This is a genomic window from Shewanella sp. CAL98-MNA-CIBAN-0140, assembly GCF_040309905.1.
In the GTDB taxonomy this organism is placed as follows: Bacteria; Pseudomonadota; Gammaproteobacteria; order Enterobacterales; family Shewanellaceae; genus Shewanella; species Shewanella psychromarinicola.
In genome coordinates this window covers 101,738-122,460 of sequence record NZ_JBEOPI010000005.1, presented here as the reverse complement: position 1 = coordinate 122,460, position 20,723 = coordinate 101,738, and the positions used below count along the sequence as shown (strand labels likewise).

The 20,723-nt window shown below is 42.2% G+C and carries 16 protein-coding genes and 1 pseudogene; 6 read left to right on the top strand and 11 right to left on the bottom strand.

Features of this window, described 5'->3' with window-relative positions; genetic code table 11:
* Positions 1 to 463 precede the first annotated feature (463 nt).
* Positions 464 to 985, bottom strand: a complete 522-nt coding sequence (locus tag AAEY93_RS04390; protein WP_351075147.1) for a hypothetical protein — start codon at positions 983 to 985, stop codon at positions 464 to 466.
* A 445-nt stretch (positions 986 to 1,430) separates the two neighbouring features.
* On the opposite strand from AAEY93_RS04390, the gene AAEY93_RS04385 reads away from it, so the two are divergent.
* The gene (locus AAEY93_RS04385) at positions 1,431 to 2,393 is read left to right on the top strand and encodes a LysR family transcriptional regulator (RefSeq protein WP_351075145.1); all 963 of its coding nucleotides are present in this window, start codon (positions 1,431 to 1,433) and stop codon (positions 2,391 to 2,393) included.
* Between the two features lie 262 nt (positions 2,394 to 2,655).
* Here AAEY93_RS04385 and AAEY93_RS04380 read toward each other — a convergent pair whose 3' ends face one another.
* Genes AAEY93_RS04380 through nrfD form a run of 3 tightly spaced genes read right to left on the bottom strand, consistent with a single transcriptional unit; the run spans position 2,656 to position 7,363 of the window.
* Positions 2,656 to 5,736 (bottom strand): molybdopterin-dependent oxidoreductase, encoded by a 3,081-nt coding sequence (locus AAEY93_RS04380; protein WP_351075143.1) that lies wholly within the window; start codon positions 5,734 to 5,736, stop codon positions 2,656 to 2,658.
* A 4-nt stretch (positions 5,737 to 5,740) separates the two neighbouring features.
* Positions 5,741 to 6,457 carry a 4Fe-4S dicluster domain-containing protein gene (locus AAEY93_RS04375; protein ID WP_101034081.1) on the bottom strand — a complete coding sequence of 239 codons (717 nt, stop codon included), beginning with the start codon at positions 6,455 to 6,457 and terminating at the stop codon, positions 5,741 to 5,743.
* Between the two features lie 9 nt (positions 6,458 to 6,466).
* Positions 6,467 to 7,363, bottom strand: coding sequence for an NrfD/PsrC family molybdoenzyme membrane anchor subunit (gene nrfD / locus AAEY93_RS04370; RefSeq protein ID WP_101034080.1), 897 nt, complete (start codon positions 7,361 to 7,363; stop codon positions 6,467 to 6,469).
* 567 nt (positions 7,364 to 7,930) lie between these two features.
* On the opposite strand from nrfD, the gene AAEY93_RS04365 reads away from it, so the two are divergent.
* On the top strand, positions 7,931 to 8,608 hold the full coding sequence (locus AAEY93_RS04365; RefSeq protein ID WP_351075140.1) for a TorF family putative porin: 678 nt from the start codon (positions 7,931 to 7,933) through the stop codon (positions 8,606 to 8,608).
* A gap of 876 nt (positions 8,609 to 9,484) precedes the next feature.
* The gene (locus tag AAEY93_RS04360; protein ID WP_351075138.1) at positions 9,485 to 9,961 is read left to right on the top strand and encodes a chemotaxis protein CheX; all 477 of its coding nucleotides are present in this window, start codon (positions 9,485 to 9,487) and stop codon (positions 9,959 to 9,961) included.
* A gap of 160 nt (positions 9,962 to 10,121) precedes the next feature.
* Here AAEY93_RS04360 and alr read toward each other — a convergent pair whose 3' ends face one another.
* Positions 10,122 to 11,213 carry an alanine racemase gene (alr, locus tag AAEY93_RS04355; protein ID WP_351075136.1) on the bottom strand — a complete coding sequence of 364 codons (1,092 nt, stop codon included), beginning with the start codon at positions 11,211 to 11,213 and terminating at the stop codon, positions 10,122 to 10,124.
* A 146-nt stretch (positions 11,214 to 11,359) separates the two neighbouring features.
* The gene (dnaB, locus tag AAEY93_RS04350) at positions 11,360 to 12,766 is read right to left on the bottom strand and encodes a replicative DNA helicase (RefSeq protein ID WP_101034076.1); all 1,407 of its coding nucleotides are present in this window, start codon (positions 12,764 to 12,766) and stop codon (positions 11,360 to 11,362) included.
* A 130-nt stretch (positions 12,767 to 12,896) separates the two neighbouring features.
* Between dnaB and AAEY93_RS04345 the strand changes: the two are divergent.
* Positions 12,897 to 15,086, top strand: a pseudogene (locus AAEY93_RS04345) (S46 family peptidase); the annotation flags it as partial.
* 843 nt (positions 15,087 to 15,929) lie between these two features.
* Here the strand turns inward: AAEY93_RS04345 and rplI are convergent.
* Genes rplI through rpsF form a run of 4 tightly spaced genes read right to left on the bottom strand, consistent with a single transcriptional unit; the run spans position 15,930 to position 17,366 of the window.
* Positions 15,930 to 16,382, bottom strand: coding sequence for a 50S ribosomal protein L9 (rplI, locus tag AAEY93_RS04340; RefSeq protein ID WP_101034074.1), 453 nt, complete (start codon positions 16,380 to 16,382; stop codon positions 15,930 to 15,932).
* A gap of 42 nt (positions 16,383 to 16,424) precedes the next feature.
* A complete protein-coding gene (gene rpsR / locus AAEY93_RS04335) occupies positions 16,425 to 16,652 on the bottom strand; it encodes a 30S ribosomal protein S18 (RefSeq protein WP_101034073.1) in 228 nt (75 codons plus the stop codon).
* A 12-nt stretch (positions 16,653 to 16,664) separates the two neighbouring features.
* Positions 16,665 to 16,967, bottom strand: coding sequence for a primosomal replication protein N (priB, locus tag AAEY93_RS04330; RefSeq protein WP_101034072.1), 303 nt, complete (start codon positions 16,965 to 16,967; stop codon positions 16,665 to 16,667).
* 6 nt (positions 16,968 to 16,973) lie between these two features.
* Positions 16,974 to 17,366: a 30S ribosomal protein S6 gene (rpsF, locus tag AAEY93_RS04325; protein ID WP_101034071.1), complete on the bottom strand. Its 393-nt coding sequence runs from the start codon at positions 17,364 to 17,366 to the stop codon at positions 16,974 to 16,976.
* Positions 17,367 to 17,581: 215 nt separating this feature from the next.
* Here rpsF and AAEY93_RS04320 point away from each other — a divergent pair, with 215 nt between their 5' ends.
* Together AAEY93_RS04320 and AAEY93_RS04315 are read left to right on the top strand one after the other, a co-directional pair.
* The gene (locus tag AAEY93_RS04320) at positions 17,582 to 18,334 is read left to right on the top strand and encodes a DUF481 domain-containing protein (RefSeq protein ID WP_101034070.1); all 753 of its coding nucleotides are present in this window, start codon (positions 17,582 to 17,584) and stop codon (positions 18,332 to 18,334) included.
* Between the two features lie 111 nt (positions 18,335 to 18,445).
* Complete coding sequence (locus AAEY93_RS04315) at positions 18,446 to 19,870, top strand: MFS transporter (protein ID WP_124012466.1); 1,425 nt, start codon at positions 18,446 to 18,448, stop codon at positions 19,868 to 19,870.
* Positions 19,871 to 19,979: 109 nt separating this feature from the next.
* Here AAEY93_RS04315 and rlmB read toward each other — a convergent pair whose 3' ends face one another.
* Complete coding sequence (gene rlmB / locus AAEY93_RS04310; protein ID WP_351075131.1) at positions 19,980 to 20,720, bottom strand: 23S rRNA (guanosine(2251)-2'-O)-methyltransferase RlmB; 741 nt, start codon at positions 20,718 to 20,720, stop codon at positions 19,980 to 19,982.
* Between the last annotated feature and the right edge of the window lie 3 nt (positions 20,721 to 20,723).

Here is a 20,723-nt window from a genome sequence, read left to right as displayed (position 1 = left end):
GATATTTTTAGTTGCACGGGGGAAACAATAGGGAACCATAATTAATTGGAAAAATGGAAATGGGGAACCCGAAATTATGGCTTCTTATAGCATTCAAAAACGTGACAAAGCTGATGGTAGAAGTAAGTACCGTTGCTTATTTCGCGTAAAGAAAAAAGGCAACATATCATACACGGAGCAAAGAACTTTTACCAAAAAGTTAACTGCTGATACTTGGGGAGAGTAAAGAGTTGCTGAAATAGAAAAAATGGATTTGGAGACCAAGGGTCTATAAGTCTCAGGCCTCACCAGATCAGGTTAATGATTTTATCTCTAAAACTCATGGTATATCCTTTAGACAGCACAAAGCTAAATGACCGAGATGTCTCGATGACTTAACTTGGATTAAATAATATGGATTTATATATTTTCGCAAAAAAAGACTACCGATTGGCTGCAGCGGTCATTGATTAGCGTGTTTGATTTACAGTTGTTTTAATTCAGACCTAAGCACTGATATTTGACGGTCAATTGATTCGACTTCTGTATTTCCCTGTTGCATTACAGCGGTCATTTCTTGCGCTAGACTTTGCTGCCAAGTTGCACCGGCTAAATTATTGTTAGCTCGCTTACCTGTTGTGCGCAGTTGCTCGATTTTGTCATCACGATCTTTGAACGCTTTTGTCCTTTCTTTTTCGAGGTTTCTAATTTCACGTTCAATTTTTTGTTTACGTAAGTATTGAGCGATTTCAGCTTTTTTATCACGCGCATTAACAAGACTATCCTGCTGCCTTGCATCTATTGTCTCGTTAGTTAGGTTTTCAGGGTAACCTCTTGATGGTGCAACCACGCTGCCTACATTACTTAAATCTAACGGTTCGCTTTGGTCGTCGCATGGGTCTGCTTGATACTTACCATCCGCACACTTGTATACTTCTGCAGAAGCAGATACAGATACAGATACAGACATCATTATTAAAATAACGATTAATGATTTTCCATCCATAGAACACCTCTTATTTAGTTATTTTTATTGTACAACAGCCAGTAATCGTGGATGGCCATGTTAAGAGCTGTTGTTAATTTTTGCTTAAACCGAAAAAAGTCGCCCAACCTTCCCCGCGGCACAAACTCTCCCGGTTGATATTAGTTGCATAAGGAAGTATTACGCATAGCAAAATCCATGTTTAACGTGAATGTTGACGATAAGCCAATCATCGATACCTATCCTGCTTTGCATGATCTTAAACTCATAGCTTGAAGTAACAAACGGGACAAAAGATTAATCGATAATGCATTAACACAACTCATAACCGCATTAAAAAAAATTCAACTCCAATGAGTTCGTGGACTGTCTAAATTCAATGTCACCGCTCAAATTTAAACTCTCAAGCTTGCTGTTAGTAGCTATCAGCATATGATAAATTTAAAAAAATTAATGCGTATTAAATATGAATGTTGAACGACTAGATTATCACTCTTTAATAGTTTTTGAATCAGTAAGTCGACACCTGAATGCAGGCTTAGTTGCTAACGAATTAGGCATGAGTATTTCATCGGTAAGTCGCCATCTCGGTATATTAAGGGACATATTCAAGGATGTACTGTTTGTTCGTCGGGCTCAGGGTTTTGTATTAACCGATAAAGCGATACAGGTTTTACCCTGCGTTAAGCATCTTTTACATGGTTATCAGGTTCTCAAGCACAACCACACTGAGTTCAATCCTCTAACTGCTAAGGGGCATTTTAAGATCTATGCCTTCAACGAATTTACCTACGTAATAAATAAAGTCATCAATGAATTCGTGTTACCACAAGCTCCAAATTTAACATTCGAGATAAGAACCTTATCCACCGACTGCAGCCGAGCCATCGAGCACGGTGAAATCGATTTTGCCGTGGTATACGAAAATTTTAAAGACCATAAAATCATCAGCGAAATGATCTCCCCCACTGAAGAGATGTTTTTAATCGCCAAGGCTGGTCATCCGGTTTTCGATAATGAACTGACTGTCGACAACCTATGTAAGTATGGTTATTTTGAGTTAGATAATTTTAATGACCTCTGCTCACCACTGCTAGAGCAGATAGCGAAACAACAGGGAAAGAGTCTTCGAATCACTGGTGCGACAGATAATATCGCCGCACTGAGTCGTCATATTATCGATACTAATTCAATTTCGATGAGCTGCAATGTCTTTACCCGCGAGTACTATAACTTAGTTTCGCCTATACAAACTTGTACCCTGCCCCATGAGCTTACCGAACAACTGCTTGGTATGATCAACGTAGGACGCAAAGTAGGAAATTATCTGATTTACTCCGAAATTAACCAGTCACCGACTCACCACTGGCTCAAGCAGCAATTGTTTAACACCATTAAATATGAATGGTATCTGGCGATGGAGTCTTAAACTGGCGAGTACGAGCTTCATAAAAAAGCCTCTATTTATCCTTTGATCAGATAAATAGAGGGCATAGAGTAAAAGGTGTTTTAGCGCCGACGGGATGGGGAGCAACGTCTCCGTCAGCTAAGCGCACAACGACCCACGCCTAAATGTAGAAAAAGATGAATATTCACTCATTATCCCGAGTTCAGGATAAATAAACACAATTCAGGCCCACCTCATTACCATTTTCAATAACGAGGGGACCCTATGGTTTAATCAATCACTTTTATACTTTCTTGAGCCCTACGGGAACACCGTGTCTTGCCGTTGAACCAAAGGTTCTGTCGCGGTAAAGGCTGGCACCTTTTCGGGTTGGGTCGACAACATTGAACGCATTAGGGCATATACCCGTTCCACGCTCTTTGATCCCCGGACGCACCATACCATCCACCTCAACAGCACTGGCACCGAATGCGGTATGGCCATAACCCATACCAATGACGATAGTGTTCCGAGCAACCGTCTTATCCGCCTGAACGATCCCTTCTAAATATTTGCCCTTAGGTGAAAGAACCTGAGCCTTATCGCCAGATTTAAGGTTATATTTAGCGGCATCATCCTGATGTAACTGAATATAGTTTGTTTCACCTAACGCTGTGATGCGCGGCAGGGCAACCGAATATGGACTTCTCATCTGCAGTTTAAAGGTGGAGAAGTTAAACGGATAGTCCTTTTCATTCCAGTGATCTCGAACCGCTGAACCATCCCAGAATCTATCAACATCATAAACAGGCTGACCATCATTGCACTCACCGGTATAGGAGTCCTTTACTCTGGCTAATGATTCGTTATAAATCTGAAACTGAGTATCCATGCGCATTGCCGCATTGAAAAACTCGCCTTCATAACGCTCATCGACACGCTCATAACGTCCACCACGGGTTAGCATGAACGCTGTTGGTCCAATCTCTTGCGGCTTCAGGCGCGCTTCGAACATAGGTAAAGCACGATCGACACTGGTGAACTTAATGTCCTCATCCGTCGGTGTAGGTAATACAGTGCCTGTATGAGCAATGTTTGCAAATAACGGTACATAGAAGTCAGCTGGTGTATTGAGCGGGTATGATTTACCTGCAACATCAGTAAATGCGTTATCGCCAAATCCCTTTAAGCCGATCGCTTTACTGACATCAATGATGAACTGCTCCATATTGACGTGCTCACCCTTGGCTGTTTTAGCGGTGCGCGCTTCGACAACAGGAACGCAAGCCACATCACCAATATATTCGCTGCCCCACATACGTGAACTTGCCCATGCCTCATATTGAAGCGTATCCGGGACAATATAATCGGCGAAAACATTGGTTTCGTTAATATAAGGGTCGAGCGCAATGATCAAGCCCAGTTGCTTCGGATCTTTAATCGAGTCTTCAACCTGATCCTGTAAGCCAGAGCATCCGTAAATCGGGTTAGTTGACCAGGTGATCCACGCCTTGAAGTTAAATGGGTTTTTATTAGCATGGGCCACCAGCAATTCGCCACTGTTATCTTGCACAAAGGTGTTGTTCCATGCCTCATTTGCTGGGTATGGATTAAGCCCTTGGGCTACTTTCTGCTGATACTCATGGCTTTGTTCATAATCACCAGAACGCTCGGCATTGAAACCGGTCACCTCTGTGTGTTCAAAATCCATTAAGTTATACAGTGGGCCGTCATAGATATCATACATGGTGGAATAACCTACTCCGCCCATATGCATCATGCCGCCCTTGGCATTGTGTGCGCCAACCATAGTCGCCAACATGATCATCGCAAAGGCAAACTGACCGCCATCGGTAGCGTTACAACCGGTATTGGTTTCCATAGAGACACTGCGACCATGGGAGGTAAACTCCTTGGCCAACTCTTCTATCTTCGCCACCGGTATTTCACAACGCTTTGACAGCGCTTGCATGGAATGGCTGTTGACGCGTTGCTTGAGCAGCGAAAACGCAGTTTCAACCTGTACTTGTGAACCATCGCCTAGGGTTACGATGTCATTATAGAATAATGTTGCCGCCAGTTCGCTGTCACCCGTGACCAGTTTACCGGTTTGCTTATCTATCACCATCTTCGTTTCCGCATCGCCTAACCCACAGGCCTGTGCAGTCAAAAACTGGTTATAAAGAGGGTGTTTTTTATCTTTTACCACTAGGTAAGTGGCGTTGGTGTAGTTCATCTCACCGACGGCATCAGCGCTTGCCTGACTAGGCGCCTCTAAATAGGGTGTACGGTACCGGTCATTATTAATGATGTACTGCAACATGGCGAACATTAATGCAGTATCACCACCTGATTTGATCGGTAGCCACTCACCATTTGTGGTGTCAGTTTCTGAAGTCAATGAGCGCAGAATAGGATCAATGACCACATACTTAAAGTCATCACGATCGGTACGCGCCTTGGCTAAACGACTAGAGCCTACATTCAAGCCATTACCACTGAGACCAGGGTTAGTGCCGATGAAAATAGCAAACTTTGACTCTTCATAATCGACTTGAGGCAGCGCCATCTCATCGACAGCGTCGAAACAACCTAAAGCACAACCTGCAACCTGCTGGTGCCCACAATAAGAGTCCTTAGTGCCAATATTGGGCGTTCCCCATGCTTCAGCGACAAAACGATGCATGAAATCGGCACGTGCACCTTGTTCAGATGACGTTGAAACCAGCAACTGGTTTTTTACCGGACCAAAATCAGGATAAGCCGGATTAGCTAATGCGGGATTAGCGTGAATCGCCTTCAAGCCCTCAACATGTCCCTCACCGAAGAGATCGCCACCATTAACGACCTCTTTTAGCATTTGTTCATATGAGATGCTTTGCCACTTGTTATCACCACGGTTACCTACTCGTTTCATACAAGCGGTAATGCGGTGTTTATCATCGAACGCATCGGGAACGGCGTTACCACGACCACAAAGGGTTGCCCGATTACTTTGGCTTAAACCACTGGCCGCAGATAGCTGGAACATGGCATCTTTGGGCGATGTTTCCATTGTCATTGGTTGACCAGCCTTATTGGTCAAGGTGTAGGGGTTACCCACAGCCCGTAAAACCTTGTCGGTCTTATTATCGATACTCAATCGCGCACCACAAACATTGAAACAACCGTAACACTTGGAAAACGCGAAACGCTGTTCCGGATTTGCGATCAATTTGTTGTCAGCATCGAAGCTATACTCAGGCGTTAATGAAGTGGGTGCATATTTATTAATATCTGCATCACTTGTTTTACTGCGAGCGGAACTCATAACGTTGGTACTTACTGTACCGGCTGTCATTACTGCGGCGACCGATCCCGCCTTTAAAAATTTTCTACGATCCATGGTGCTACCTCTGCCACAATTGAGGAGAATGTATACTAAACGCGGTGTTGCTCTCTTCTTGCGTCAAGCCAATATAAAAAACATTCGGTGAAGTCTGTTTGCTCGCCTGCAGCACCATAGGGTTACTCTGACTGAGCAGTTTGGATATTTCACTATTAACATCGTTAATATCCCCAAAAACACGTGCACCACCGGTACAAGTCTCTACGCAAGCCGGCAACAAGCCTCTAGAGGTACGTTGAATGCAGAAGTTACACTTATCGACGGTACCCGTTGTCGAATTAGTGAAACGAACCCCACTGTATGGGCACGCCTGGATGCAGTAGTTACACCCTATACAAAGCGTAGAATCCACGACGACTATGCCGTCTTCTTCACGCTTGAATGTCGCGCCCGTTGGACAAACAGACACGCATGAGGGATCCTCACAGTTGTTACACATGATTGGCAGATTAAATGCGTACTGTTTGTTACCAATTTCCGCACTGGTTTGGATCACCTGAGTGCGATGTTCATCGGGTTTGGTACCATTTTCTATGCCACATGAGACAACACAGGCTTTACAACCGTTGCATCGGCTAAGATCGATCGCCATGGCCAGACGCTTTTTACCTTGTTGACGAATCGCTGCAATCGCGTTGCCCGCAGGCATAAACATCACCCCAGTTGTCGCAATTGCACCGCCAGCCAATAGTTTGAGGGCTCTTCTTCTATCTAGCATCGTAGACTCCTAATAATACTGACCAGCGAGTAAAACCGAGTAGCGCAAGCAAAATGCGCCTATTAATATCAACACAGCTAACAGATACTCTTTGCTATGAGACGCCGCGGTCTTGCCAATGATTGACGTTACATTCAGCAATAATGGAATAATTAATCCGATTAAAACGGCACCTATCCACCAAATAGCACCGGCATCACTTGAAATCGACAACAGGTTGTCTATTCCATTGAATATACTGATGTTACGAATCGAGTAGGCGAACACACACACGGTAAGTAACTCCAGCGCCAACAGTGCAGCATCTGATTTAGCGAAGGAGTGGTTGATATCGGTTATCTTGAGACGAGTTTTGACCATCAGCACTACAGCAGCGCCACAAGAGAGGGCCGACAGTGAAAATATCACCACCAGAATACTGTTTGACCAAACCAAGTTATGGCTGATATCACCAATAAGTAATGCAGTATATGAAGCAACGCAGATAGCCAAGATCACATTAATCGTTGCCAATAATCGGCTATAGCTAGGCTGATTAGCGTTCGATCTAAATGAGAGGCAAAAGAGCGAGGCAAAGATAATCGCCAACGTCAGCAACCAAGTACCTATGCTCATCATGGAGCTTGGCTCGAAAGTCATAAATAGGCGATAGAAACGGAAGAATTTACTCATATCAGCATGAGCAATCCCGTATTGGAATGAGGTGAGATCGAATACGATCATTCCCGTACCAATAATTAATAACAGCGTACCCACAATGGCACTTATTTTTGCCGTATCTAAGTGATGCGGCACTTGAATTTTATTAGATAGCACGAGACAACCACTAATAAAAAGTGCTCCGGCTCCTGCTCCGGCTAAAAATAGATAGGCTGCGACTAACAACCCCCAATGAACTTCGTTCATAAATATCCCTTATTATAATATTTATACCTTTACTGACGATTATTTATTCACACAAAACCGACAACTAAAGGAAAGCATAATTAATCAAGGCCAGTTTAAAACTGTAAAATTAAAAACTAACCGTTGACAAAATAATACCTAATATTAATAAAAACGAAAATAGCACTAAGTCACACAAAGCCGTAAAATATAATTTCAATTTATTTTATTAGACTCTACCCATGTTTAATAAATTTCGAAAAAACCATTTCCCGAAAAACAATAAAACCACACTTAAGATTAAATTAAAAATAATCAATGACTTAAGATAAATAATAAAAAATCATCTTAAAACAAAAAATAACAACTTATATTTAAACCATATCCCACAAAACAAAAAAAGCATTTATTAAAAAGTTAAAATAAAAACCAAAATCACAAACGAATATAAAGTTGCAAGCATTTCGATATTTTTAAAAATCAATTTATTAAATTAAACTAAAAGCTTGTAAAGTGAATAGCGAAATAATTAAACATAATAAATATACTAACTAGCAAATAGAAAACTATTTAATATAAGGGTTAATAATGAAAAAATTAATACTGTCATCGTGCATTATGGCAATGGCTATAAGTGCCAGTCAGACGGTTGCTGCCGAAGAGAGCCAATTTACAACGTCAGGAGTGATGATGGGATTGAGCAATTACCTTTGGCGAGGACAAACCATTAGTGATGATAAGCCATCACTTCAAGCCGACCTTATGGTGGAACATGACAGCGGTTTTTATTTAGGCACCGCATTTGAAACCTATCGCTATGAAGACGCGGATGATGTCATTAAAGATTATGAAATCGACTACTATGCTGGTTATTATCAAATGGTCAATGACGACTTAGGTTTCGGTTTTAATGCCATGAAATACACTTACGCCGCAGGTGGCGATACCATCGAGTACGCATTGTCAGTAGATTACCAAGCAATGAATCTGGCGGTTAATTACGACCAAGATCTAGAAACTTGGTATACCGAAATAAATTACTCATTGTCGCTATTTAACGATAGCAGCCTAGTCGCACATGCAGGCCTCTTTACCGATGCCGAAGCTTATGAGTTTGATGACGATGGAGAAGTGGCTGATAGCGCTTATGATATTGCACTGCGTTATAACTATCCTTTACTGTCACAACTGGATCTGATGCTGGAAGTCAGCTATCACGAATTTAACAATGATCATTATATGATTGGTTTAGCCTACAGCTTTTAACCTTAGTTAGAATAGAACTGTGAAAGTAGGTTCAGAGTACTAAAAGTATTCTAGTGGGGTACACATAACATGTGCTCCACTATAATCCTAATACAAGAAAAAACGTAATAATATCAGCATTAAATTGGCTAAAATAAGGTTAGAAAGAGTAACGCAATAAAACCAATCAACGTCCCTCATTCACCCACGCACGGCAATTAAGTCTGCAATAACCAATTATCAGCATGAGCACTTGTGGGATTAAAATCTTCAATATACTCGTTTTCGGGAAAATATTTTACTTTACCATTAACGCCCCATTTTAATTTAGTCAATATTCGGTAAATTATAGCAAAAACAGACAGATACTCTTTCATCGTTTTAGTTGCCTAACTTACAATTGTGCTGATCCACCCATTTTTATGCGCTCAACATCAACAGCCTATCCATGATCCTGTACTACCCAGTATTAAATAATGTTATTAGTTAATACTGATAGTTAACGTTATTGACTGATACTTATCGTCTATGTTGTTAATTAATACTGATGGTTAATGCTGTTAGTTAATACCGACCGTTAATCTTGATCATTATGTTATCTACCCTAGCCTTTTGTTTAAATATTCAACACCACTTAAGCTTTACCAGGGCAATGGGTTTATGGTGCTAAATAGCTGATTAGATATACAAAAGTAATTTCTGCGGCACATGTCTCTTTCCATTTCATTTTTGTGTTTTAAGCTAGAAGCAGTATTCCACTTTACTGATATAGTCAGTATTTATCATCATCAGCACCTTTGGTGGTTTATGATGATTGGGCCGTGTACCGTGAGCCCTCTTTATTCCCTTAACTATTCCTTATCACCACTCTTTATATGTAGAAGGATCGCTTAGCCTATGAACGTTGAATTCATCAACCCATTTCTTGTGTCTTTAATCAATGTTATCTCTACCATGGCAACAATGGATTTAAAACCTGGTAAACCTCAATTAAAAAACCATGATATTGCTAAAGGTGATGTATCTGGCTTGATTGGTATGGTGGGCCCTAAAACTCGCGGTTCGCTTTCAATTACTTTCGAAAAAACATTAATCCTTGAAATTATGAATAAAATGTTAGCTGAAAATCCTGGGGTTATTAATGATGAAGTGACTGATTTAGTCGGTGAGCTCACTAACATGGTCACCGGTGGCGCTAAAAACTTACTCAGCGAAAAAGGCTATGAGTTTGATATGGCAACACCCGCCGTAGTCTCTGGTAAAAACCATACGATTTCCCACAAAGCACGTGGTAAAAAAATATTAATGCCGTTTACCCACGAATATGGCAGCGCCTTTATTGAAATTTGTTTTGAGGATGTGCAATCGGTGTAATCAATGTCGCAGATAGATTGAAATGACCCGGCCAGATTGCCGACTCTGATACCATCAAGAATACTCTCGAAAATACTCTCAATAATGCTGTCAAACAGCCATAAACTAACATGCCCAAGCCGCGACTGCGTATTGGGCATAACACCAGAGCATGGTATGACTAATCAAGCAGCTCAACCAAGACTCGTGGGGTTAATTTAGTGACCAACTCGTAAGCAATAGTGCCAATATATTCGGCAACCTCTTCTACCGCCAACGCCTTACCCCACAGTTGTACATTATCACCCACGTTATCTTGCGCATCAGCACCTAAATCAACGGTTAACATATCCATCGACACTCGGCCCACTATTGGCACTCGGCGTCCGTTAATCCATACTGGCGTGCCTTCTGGCGCATTGCGTGGATAACCATCACCATAACCTATTGCTACCACACCTAGACGGGTATCTTTTTTTGCTGTCCAAAATGCACCGTAACCGACACTGTCACCCGCTTTGTGCTCGCGCACGGCGATGAGATTAGACACCAGCTCCATGGCAGGCACAAGTTTATGGTTACTCCCTTTATCACCAGCCAGCGGAGATACACCATAAAGCGCAATACCGGGTCTTATCCAATCGGCTTGGCTCGACGGCCAAAACAAAGTACCGGCTGAGTTTGCTAAAGTGCAATCGCCTTCAAGCGACTTTATCTTGCGTTCAAAAGCATCTATTTGCAACTGGGTTAATTGATTATCAGGCTCATCAGCACAAGCAAAATGAGTCATAAAATGAATCGGTTTCGCCACTTGAGGGCACGCTTGTAAACGTTGATAAACATCATCAAACTGCGCCAAGCTAAAGCCAAGACGATGCATACCCGTATCGATTTTTATCCATACAGTAACAGGTTGCTCTAAACTGACAGTTTCCAGCATTTGCAATTGCGATTCATGGTGCACCACAGTGTCGATATTATGAGTCACCAATATTGGTAAGTCTGACTGACGAAAAAAACCTTCTAATAATAGAAGCTTACCTTTTACGCCGCCGTCTCTGAGCTGCAGCGCTTCTTCAAGCCTTGCTAAACCAAACCCATCTGCGCCGCCATTATACTTGCCGACACTTTCAGCCACATTTAATAAGCCATGACCATAGCCATTGGCTTTAACCACAGCCATCACTTTGCTATTTGGCGCAATAAGACGCAGTTGCGCTAGGTTACTTTGTAAAGCACAACGACTAATTTCTGCACGGGGAAAAGGTTTCAATAGATAGCCCTAATTAAACAATAAATAACACGCCACGTTTTACTGCCTGTTAGGTGATTTGATGCATCAAATGCAACCACACTAACAGCGATATGTTGCTATCATAAACAACGGAAAACTATAACTAAATATAACATAATCAATGATTAATCTTGGTCGAACTGTGGACCAGAATAATTATCAAAACGAGAAAAATGACCTTGGAATACTAGACGAATACGCCCAATGGGTCCGTTACGCTGTTTACCAATAATGATCTCAGCAGTGCCTTTATCTTCAGAGTTATCGTTATACACTTCGTCGCGATAAATGAACATAATCAAATCGGCATCCTGCTCAATCGCACCCGATTCACGCAAGTCAGAGTTAATTGGACGTTTGTCAGCACGCTGCTCTAGTGAGCGGTTGAGCTGCGACAACGCGATAACCGGAATTTCCAGTTCCTTAGCTAACGCTTTTAACGAGCGAGAAATTTCCGAAATTTCCAAAGTACGGTTATCTTTTAACGACGGTACCTGCATTAGTTGTAGGTAATCGATCATTATCATAGACAAACCACCATGCTCTCGAGCAATACGCCTGGCACGACTGCGAACATCTGTTGGGGTGAGTCCTGAGCCGTCATCGATAAACATTTTTCCTTGTTCAAGCATAATGCCCATGGTCGATGACACGCGCGCCCAATCTTCATCGTCTAGTTGGCCGGTACGAATTTTGGTTTGATCAACTCGGCCCAGCGACGCCAACATACGCATCATGATCTGCTCAGATGGCATCTCCAGACTGAAAATGAGCACCGGCTTATCTTCATTCATAGCCGCTTGTTCACACAAGTTCATCGCAAAGGTCGTTTTACCCATGGAAGGACGTGCGGCAACAATAATTAAATCGCCAGCCTGAAAACCTGCAGTCATTTTATCTAAATCATTAAAACCGCTTGAAACACCAGTAACACCATTATGAGGATTATTGTAAAGCTGCTCAATCCTGTCGACGGTTTTTTCAAGAATGCTTTTAATGTTTTCTGGGCCTTCATTGGCATTAGTACGCATTTCAGCAATTTTAAACACTTTGCTTTCAGCCAAATCTAATAATGCACTTGAATCACGGCCTTCTGGGTTATAACCCGCATCAGCAATTTCGTGAGCAACAGCGATCATGTCACGAACAACCGCACGTTCACGAACAATATCAGCGTAAGATAAAATGTTACCTGCACTGGGGGTGTTTTTAGCAATTTCACCAAGATAAGCAAAGCCGCCGGCATCGTCTAATTGGTCTTCAATTTCTAACTGCTCAGATACGGTAATCAAATCCAGAGGTTGGCTAGACTCCATTAAACGTTGCATAGCCATGAAAATCATTCGATGAGAACGAGAATAAAAATCTTCGGCCACAACCGCTTCAGAAACACGATCCCACGCTTCAGCGTCTAGCATCAATCCGCCTAAAACGGATTGTTCTGCTTCAATAGAGTGAGGAGGCAATTTTAATGCATTAACTTCTACATCTCTCTGCCTGTTTCTGGCTTTAAAAGCACCTTGCTGTGACATTAACACTCCCAATTTACAACGACTTTACAAAATATGGTATAACACCGTGATCAAGCTTAATTTGCCATCATTACGAATTAAAATAACGGCTCCGTCAAACGGAAATAAAATAATAATTTAAGGAAAATACATGCGTATCGCACTTGTTGCAGCACTTTTGCTGACATCTGGCTTTGCCTGTGCCGACGAAGGCCAATGGCAACCGTATCAAATGCCATCCATAGCCGACAAACTCCAACAACGCGGTATTGCTATTCCCGCATCACAACTGGCCGATTTGGGACAATACCCAATGAATGCTGTCGTCAGTCTGGGGTATTGTACCGCCAGTTTTGTATCCCCCCAAGGCCTAGTTGTCACAAACCATCATTGTGCTTATCGCGGCATACAATATAACAGTAAAAAAGAACATAATTACCTCGAAGATGGCTTTTTAGCAAACACTCAAGCAGAGGAACCTTCAGCAGGGCCAAACGAACGCTTATACATTACCGAGAAAGTCACCAACGTGACCAGCCAAGTGATGGCTAACTTAAGTACTGAACCTTTGGCACGCTTTAAAGGCATTCAAACCAACAGCAAAGCATTAATCAAAAGCTGCGAAGCAGATGACAACTATCGCTGTTCGGTTAACAGTTTTCACCATGGTTTAGAATATTATCTGACTAAACAGTTAATCATTCGTGATGTACGCTTAGTGTATGCCCCCCCTGAAAGTGTTGGCGGATTTGGTGGTGATATTGATAACTACGAATATCCCCGTCATTCAGGTGATTTTACATTTTTACGCGCTTATGTCGGTAAAAACGGTAAACCGGCCTCTTATTCAGAAGATAACATTCCTTATAGCCCTAAAAGCTACCTTAAAATTAATGCTGACGGTGTAAAAGCTGGCGACGGTATCTTTGTTGCCGGTTATCCAGGCGCGACCAGCCGGTACAACTTAACCAGCGAGCTGCAATTTGCCAGTGATTGGATATATCCAACGTATGCAAAACGCTACCAATTACAAATTGACACCATTACTTTAATGGGTGATATCGATAAAGATATTGCGCTTAAATATGCAGGCACTATGGCCTCAATGGCTAATCGAATGAAAAAACTTAATGGCTTGTTAGATGGCTTTAACGCTACCGATATTGTCGGCATTAAGCAGCAACGCGAGAATGACTTTTTAGCTTGGCTTAAAAAAGACCCTAATGCTAACCAAAATCTAATCAGCGATCTTGAAGCGCTACTTGCCGAAAAACATCAGCAAATGCAAACCAATTATTTCTTTAAAAATGCCCAATCAAGCGAAATGCTTCAGGTAGCGAGTAAACTTTACCGTTTGGCTAAAGAAAGAAAGAAACCCAATGACCAACGTGAATCTGGGTTTCAGCTTCGTGATATGAAAATGTTTAAAGCAGCACTCAAACGCATCGATAGCAGCTTTGACCCAGTGGTCGATAAAATTTTATGGCTACAAGACTTACAAGCTTATGTTCGCCAACCGTTAAAAAACCAAGTGTTTGATAATGCCTTAAGCATCTCAGACAGTTTTGAACAGCTAGAAACAAAAGTTGAAAGTTTATACGCACTAACTGAGCTAACTAATCAAACTAAACGCCTTGCATGGATGGCTAAAACGGCTGCAGATTTTGAAATTAGCGCAGACCCGTTTATTCGTTTAGCGGTCGCCATTCATGAAACCAACATGACATTAGAGATAAGTGAAAAGTTGCTTGAAGGTAAGCTGTCGTTCGTTCACCCTGAATATATGAAGGCGATTATTGACTATTACAAATCAAATAACTGGCCAGTATATCCCGATGCTAATCGCACCTTACGCATTACTTATGGCATGGTTGATGGTTACCAATCCAAAGACGCGTTATACAAGCAACCATTTACTCGCTTAGCCGGCATCCTTGCTAAAAACACCGGAGAAGAACCTTACTATGTCCCGGCCAAGCTATTAGCAGCCATTAAAGCTGATGACTTGGGCAAGCATCGCGTCACATCGGTATATCAACAGCAAAGTAGTTGTCAGTTTATGTCTTGTTTAGACAAGCCCGCTGATTTTAACTCAGTACCAGTTAACTTTTTATCAAGCGCTGACACTACAGGCGGTAATTCCGGATCACCGGTATTTAATGGTAAAGGCGAATTAGTCGGTCTCAACTTTGACTCAACTTATGAAGCCATTACTAAAGATTGGTTCTTTAACCCAACGATTACCCGTGCAGTGCATGTCGATATTCGCTACATTTTGTGGATGATGGATAAGGTCGATCACGCTGACAATTTGATAAAAGAGTTAACATTAGTGACCAAGGCTGAAGGAGAAGCAAAGGTAGCAACTGCCATAGCGACAACTGAAATATTGCCAGAAATCACATCTGAAACGCCTACTAAAGCGACGACAGAAACAACAACGGTACTAGCACCCAAAGTGGCAACTGAGGCACAAGCAGATACGGTAATTGAAGTAGCGCCCGATGTTGCAATTGAAGTAGCGACTGAAGTTCCTACCAAAGCGACGGCTGAAGCAGTAACGGTACTAGCACCCAAAGTGGCAACTGAGGCACAAGCAGATACGGTAATTGAAGTAGCGCCTGAAGCCGTACCCGAAGTTACAACGACAGCACCTACCAAAGCAGTGGTTTTAGTAGCGCCTGAAGCAGCGCCCGAAGTTGTAACTAAAGCTGTAACTAAAACACCTGCCAAAGCAGCGGTTGTAGTCGCACCTGAAGCTGTGCCCGAAGTTGTAACGAAAGCACCTGCCAAGGCGGCGGTTGAAGTAGCAACTGAAACTGTGCCCGAAGTTGTAGCTGAAACACTTGCCAAAGCCGTGATTGTAGCAGCGCCCGAAGTTGTAACTAATACACCTGCCAAAGCAGCGCCCGAAGTTGTAACTAAAGCTGTAACTAAAACACTTGCCAAAGCAGCGGTTGTAGTAGCCCCTGAAGCAACAGCTGGAAAAGAACCAAACTAACCCTAGTAAACAATATACCAGTGACCATCAAATAGATGTTCACTGGTATATTATCTGACATTGAACGATCCCAAACAGCTGGCCGTGCGGCCTAAACAGTTATGGTTAGCAAGGCGAGGGATTAAATCGCAGACATAAAAAAACACCGCCCTAGGGCGGTGTTTTTTATGGAGCTAAAGGTAATTAAGCTTCTGCAACTACAGAAATTTTAACTACGGCTTTAACTTCAGCGTGTACTTGAACTTCAATTTCGAAGAAACCAGTAGTGCGTAAAGCACCTAAAGGTAAACGAACTTCAGATTTAGCAAGAATTACGCCAGCTGCAGTAACTGCATCAGCGATATCACGGTTGCCAATTGAGCCGAACAATTTACCTTCATCACCCGCTTTAGAAGTAATAACTACACCTTCTAAAACAGTTAATTTATCAGCACGAGCTGTCGCTGTTGCTAATTCAGTAGCTAATTTAGCTTCTAATTCAGCACGACGAGCTTCAAATACTTCAATGTTTGCTGCATTTGCTACAACTGCTTTACCGTAAGGTAAAAGGTAGTTACGAGCATAACCAGCTTTAACAGAAACTTGGTTGCCTAAGCTACCTAAGTTTGCAACTTTATCTAGCAGAATAACGTTCATTATCAAGTCCTCTATATTCGATTAGGAATTAATACTGCAATATTACTGATGTAAATCAGTATATGGCAGTAGAGAAAGATAACGAGCACGCTTGATAGCGCGAGCTAGTTGACGTTGATATCTAGCACTAGTACCAGTGATACGGCTAGGAACAATCTTACCGCTTTCAGTGATATAGTTCTTTAAAGTAACGATATCTTTGTAATCAATCTGTACAACACCTTCAGCGGTGAAGCGGCAGAACTTGCGACGACGGAAATAACGTGCCATTTTGACAGTCTCCTAAGTTTTCAATTCGACATTTTCAGCATGCAAGACTAAACGGTTTTGGCCATTTCGCCCTTGTTGTAGTGAAAGAAACCCTTCAACATCAACTTGCACACCTGCTTGTAATTTATTTGCAACGCTATTAAAGCGCGGGCCACTTAATACCACTTGGATCAAACAGTAGACGTTTCTCAACATTTCTACTTCTTGTCGCTGTGATTTATGCTCTACCGTTATGACCACATGGGCAATACCGCTAGGGCTATCAAATCGCCTTGAACGAGTTATCGTTCCTGACAACGTTAAGTGGTTATTCACAAAAAATTATTCAGCCTTTTCTTCAGCGCTTTCTTCTACCTTACGGTCATCAGCAGGTGAACGACGTGTTTCACGTTCGTCTTTTGCTTTTGCCATAGGAGAATCTTCAGTAACGGCAACTTTAGTGCGCATTACCATGTTACGCAGAACAGCGTCGTTGAAACGGAAAGCTGTTTCTAGTGCTTCAATAGACTCTGCAGATGCTTCTACGTTCATAAGAACATAGTGAGCTTTATGTAGGTCTTGAATTGGGTAAGCCAATTGACGGCGACCCCAATCTTCTAAACGGTGGACTGTACCATTAGCAGCGGTGATAATACCGGTGCAACGCTCAATCATACCTGGGACTTGTTCACTTTGATCTGGGTGAACCATAAATACGATTTCATAATGACGCATCTATTGCTCCTTACGGTTAGGTAGCCTCGTTTTGGCTCAGTCAGACCAAGTTAGAGGCAAGGAACGAATTAAAGTGACTGATTTGAGCGCGCGATGATACATAAAGTGCGCCGTAAACTCAAGCACTAACTCACTCTTTTCAGCAATCTTGATTACAGGTATGATGTCGACAGTCGAAAATATCGCGTTTACGCCGTTAAGAATAAAACACTCTAATGATGTCTATAAAAAAAATAGTAACCACATGCTGCTTCTTTCTATTGTCTGCACCAGCATGGGCATTGGTTCCACCAGATTACCAAGAGCCACCCAGTAATTTTAATGCTGAGATTGAAGCAGGACTTCAGTTAAATAGTGGCAATAATGAAACTAAAAACTTCAACGGCCGCACTTATTTAACTTATGACTCGCCGAGTACCAAACAGGAAGCGACGATAAAAGCATATTATGCTGCTGATGGAACCGAGTCGACCGCAGAGCGATATCAGCTGTTTTTACAGTCAAACTATAAGTTGGAACGAGGTTATGTGTTTGGTCGTGGTGAATTTACCTGGGACCAATTTGGCTCATACACACAAATTTCAACTATTTCAGCAGGTTATGGCTTTGACTTGATTAAAAACTATAAAACCAAATTAAGCCTTGAAGTCGGTCCGGGTTATCGTTATGACTTAGCCAAAGAAAGTACCTTAGTGCCTGACCCAGAAGCAAACCGCGATATTATTCTGCGTTCTGCGGCTAAGTACACGGTTAAATTACAAGAGTACACAAGCTTTAATGCCGATGTGACCGCTGAAACAGGTCAAGACAACAATACATTAACTCTTGATATGAGTTATAAAAATACTTTTATTCAGGATTGGGCATTTAAAATAGGCATGAACATCAAGTACACCGAGGTGGTTCCTGATGAAAGTAGAAATACCGATACCATTACCACATTCAACTTGTTGTACACGTTTCAATAGTTATTGATCTTCATTGAAGCGAAGCAATACACTCAATAAATAAGGCCTCATGGCCTTTTTGAACCACTAAATAAGGCCATGAAGCCTTTTTGAACCAATAAAGGCCCAGTTATGGACAGCCCGCTTCGCAGTTTTGCATCATTATATAGCACCACCTTTTTAATGGTGCTGGCGGCAGGTTTACTAACCACTTACTTAGGCTTAAGCCTGACTAACATGCAAGTTCCACAGATATGGATTGGTGGCATGATGTCAGCCTACTATATTGGGCTTGTCTGCGGCTCTAAAGTAGGTCATAAACTTATTGCTCAAGTTGGCCATATTCGTGCTTTTGTTGCTTGTGCGGGGATCGTTACCGCCTCTGCACTGGGTCATGCCTTAATAGACAACTTAACTGTCTGGTTAGTGCTACGTTTTGCTGTCGGTATGGGAATGATGTGCCAATACATGGTGTTAGAAAGCTGGTTGAATGAACAAGCTGAAACCAATCAACGCGGCACTGTTTTTGCGAGTTACATGATTGTATCTTACTTAGCATTAATGGCTGGCCAGGGAGCCATTAGCTTATATCCTGATCTAGGGTTAGAACCGCTACTATTAATAGCCATATGCTTCGCATTATGTATTGTGCCAATTTCAATCACCCGCAGAATTCATCCTGAACCGTTAACGCCAGCACCGTTACAAATGGGTCGTTATTGGAAACTCGCTCCTCAAGCCCTAACAACGATAGCATTAGGTAGCATGATAGTGGGGTGTTTTTATGGTTTGGCGCCATCTTACGCCACTGCCAAAGGCATTGATCCTGAACACGTTGCGATCTACATGTCTTGTACCATTTTTGCAGGATTGTTAGCTCAATGGCCCATGGGTAAATTATCCGACAAGATCTCTCGTAGCTTATTAATTCGAATTAACTGCACTTTATTGGGTGTTATCGTATTAATTATTACTGTCGTCCCATTCCACTCAGTATATTCATTAATATTAACCAGCCTATTTGGTATTTTAGCTTTTACCTTGTATCCATTAGCAACCGCATTAGCTAACTCGCGCGTAGAGCAACACGAGCGAGTAGGACTGTCAGCCACAATATTAGTCACGTTCGGTATAGGAGCAAGTATTGGCCCCTTAGTTGCTTCTGGCTTAATGCAAGCGTTAGGCGACCAAATGCTCTATGGATTTATGGCCATCTGTTCGTTTACTTTACTCGTAAGACTACTATGGATTAATGTCCGTCAAAAAGCTGAGCACACGACTACCGAAGATTATATAATGGCAGCGGGTGACATGGTAGGCTCGCCGCTAGCAGCCTCGTTAGATCCACGCGTGGATATTGAAATGGTCAACGAGCAAATGATCAATCCTGCTGAGGGTGCATTTGATATCATGCCAGAATCAACCGATGATGAGTTTGATGATACCGATGAGCCAGCAGAATATAATACCGCTTATGCTAGCATTGTGAGCGCTGATAATTTGATCCCAGAAGAATTGGATGACGAGGATGTCGACAACGAAATCGGTAGACGCTAATTTTCTTTACTTTGATATGTGATGAATAAAGTATTGAACAATAAAAAACGGCGATAAATATCGCCGTTTTTTGATCGCGCTTTATAGCAAACAAGCTACTGGTTGGTCATTAACTTAAACGCTGCCTGACCGCTTCAAATAAACAAACCCCTGAAGCAACAGACACGTTGAGACTCGACACGCTTCCAGCCATCGGAATTGAAACCAATGAATCACAGCCTTCGCGAGATAACCGGCGCAAACCTTTATCTTCAGCACCCATAGCAACCGCTAGCGGCCCTTTAAGGTCAGCTTGATATACATTACTCTCAGCTTCACCTGCCGCGCCGACTATCCAAACACCTTTATCTTGCAAGTGACGCATGGTACGAGCAAGGTTAGTCACTTGAAATAACGGTATGATTTCGGCTGCGCCACAAGCGACTTTGCTTACTGTTGAGGTTAATCCGACTGAATTATCTTTCGGCACGATAACCCCATGCACACCCGCAGCATCTGCATTACGTAGACACGCACCAAGGTTATGCGGATCAGTAACGCCGTCTAAAATTAATAAAAAAGGCACTTCTGTTTTATCAAGCAATGCATCTAAATCACTTTCAGTTAGAGGCTTAAGCGCTTTTACTCGCGCAACAATACCTTGGTGATGTGAACTACCGGCTTTGTCATCTAATACTTTACGTGCAGCACGCTGAAGTGTGGTACCAAACGTGGACGCTATATTAATCAACGGTGTTAAGCGTTCGTCATCACGGCCTTGTAATAGCCAAAGCTCAATGACGCGTTCAGGGCTATTATTTAACAATGCTTCAACGGCATGAATGCCAAAAATGGTATCTTGTTTTTTCATTTA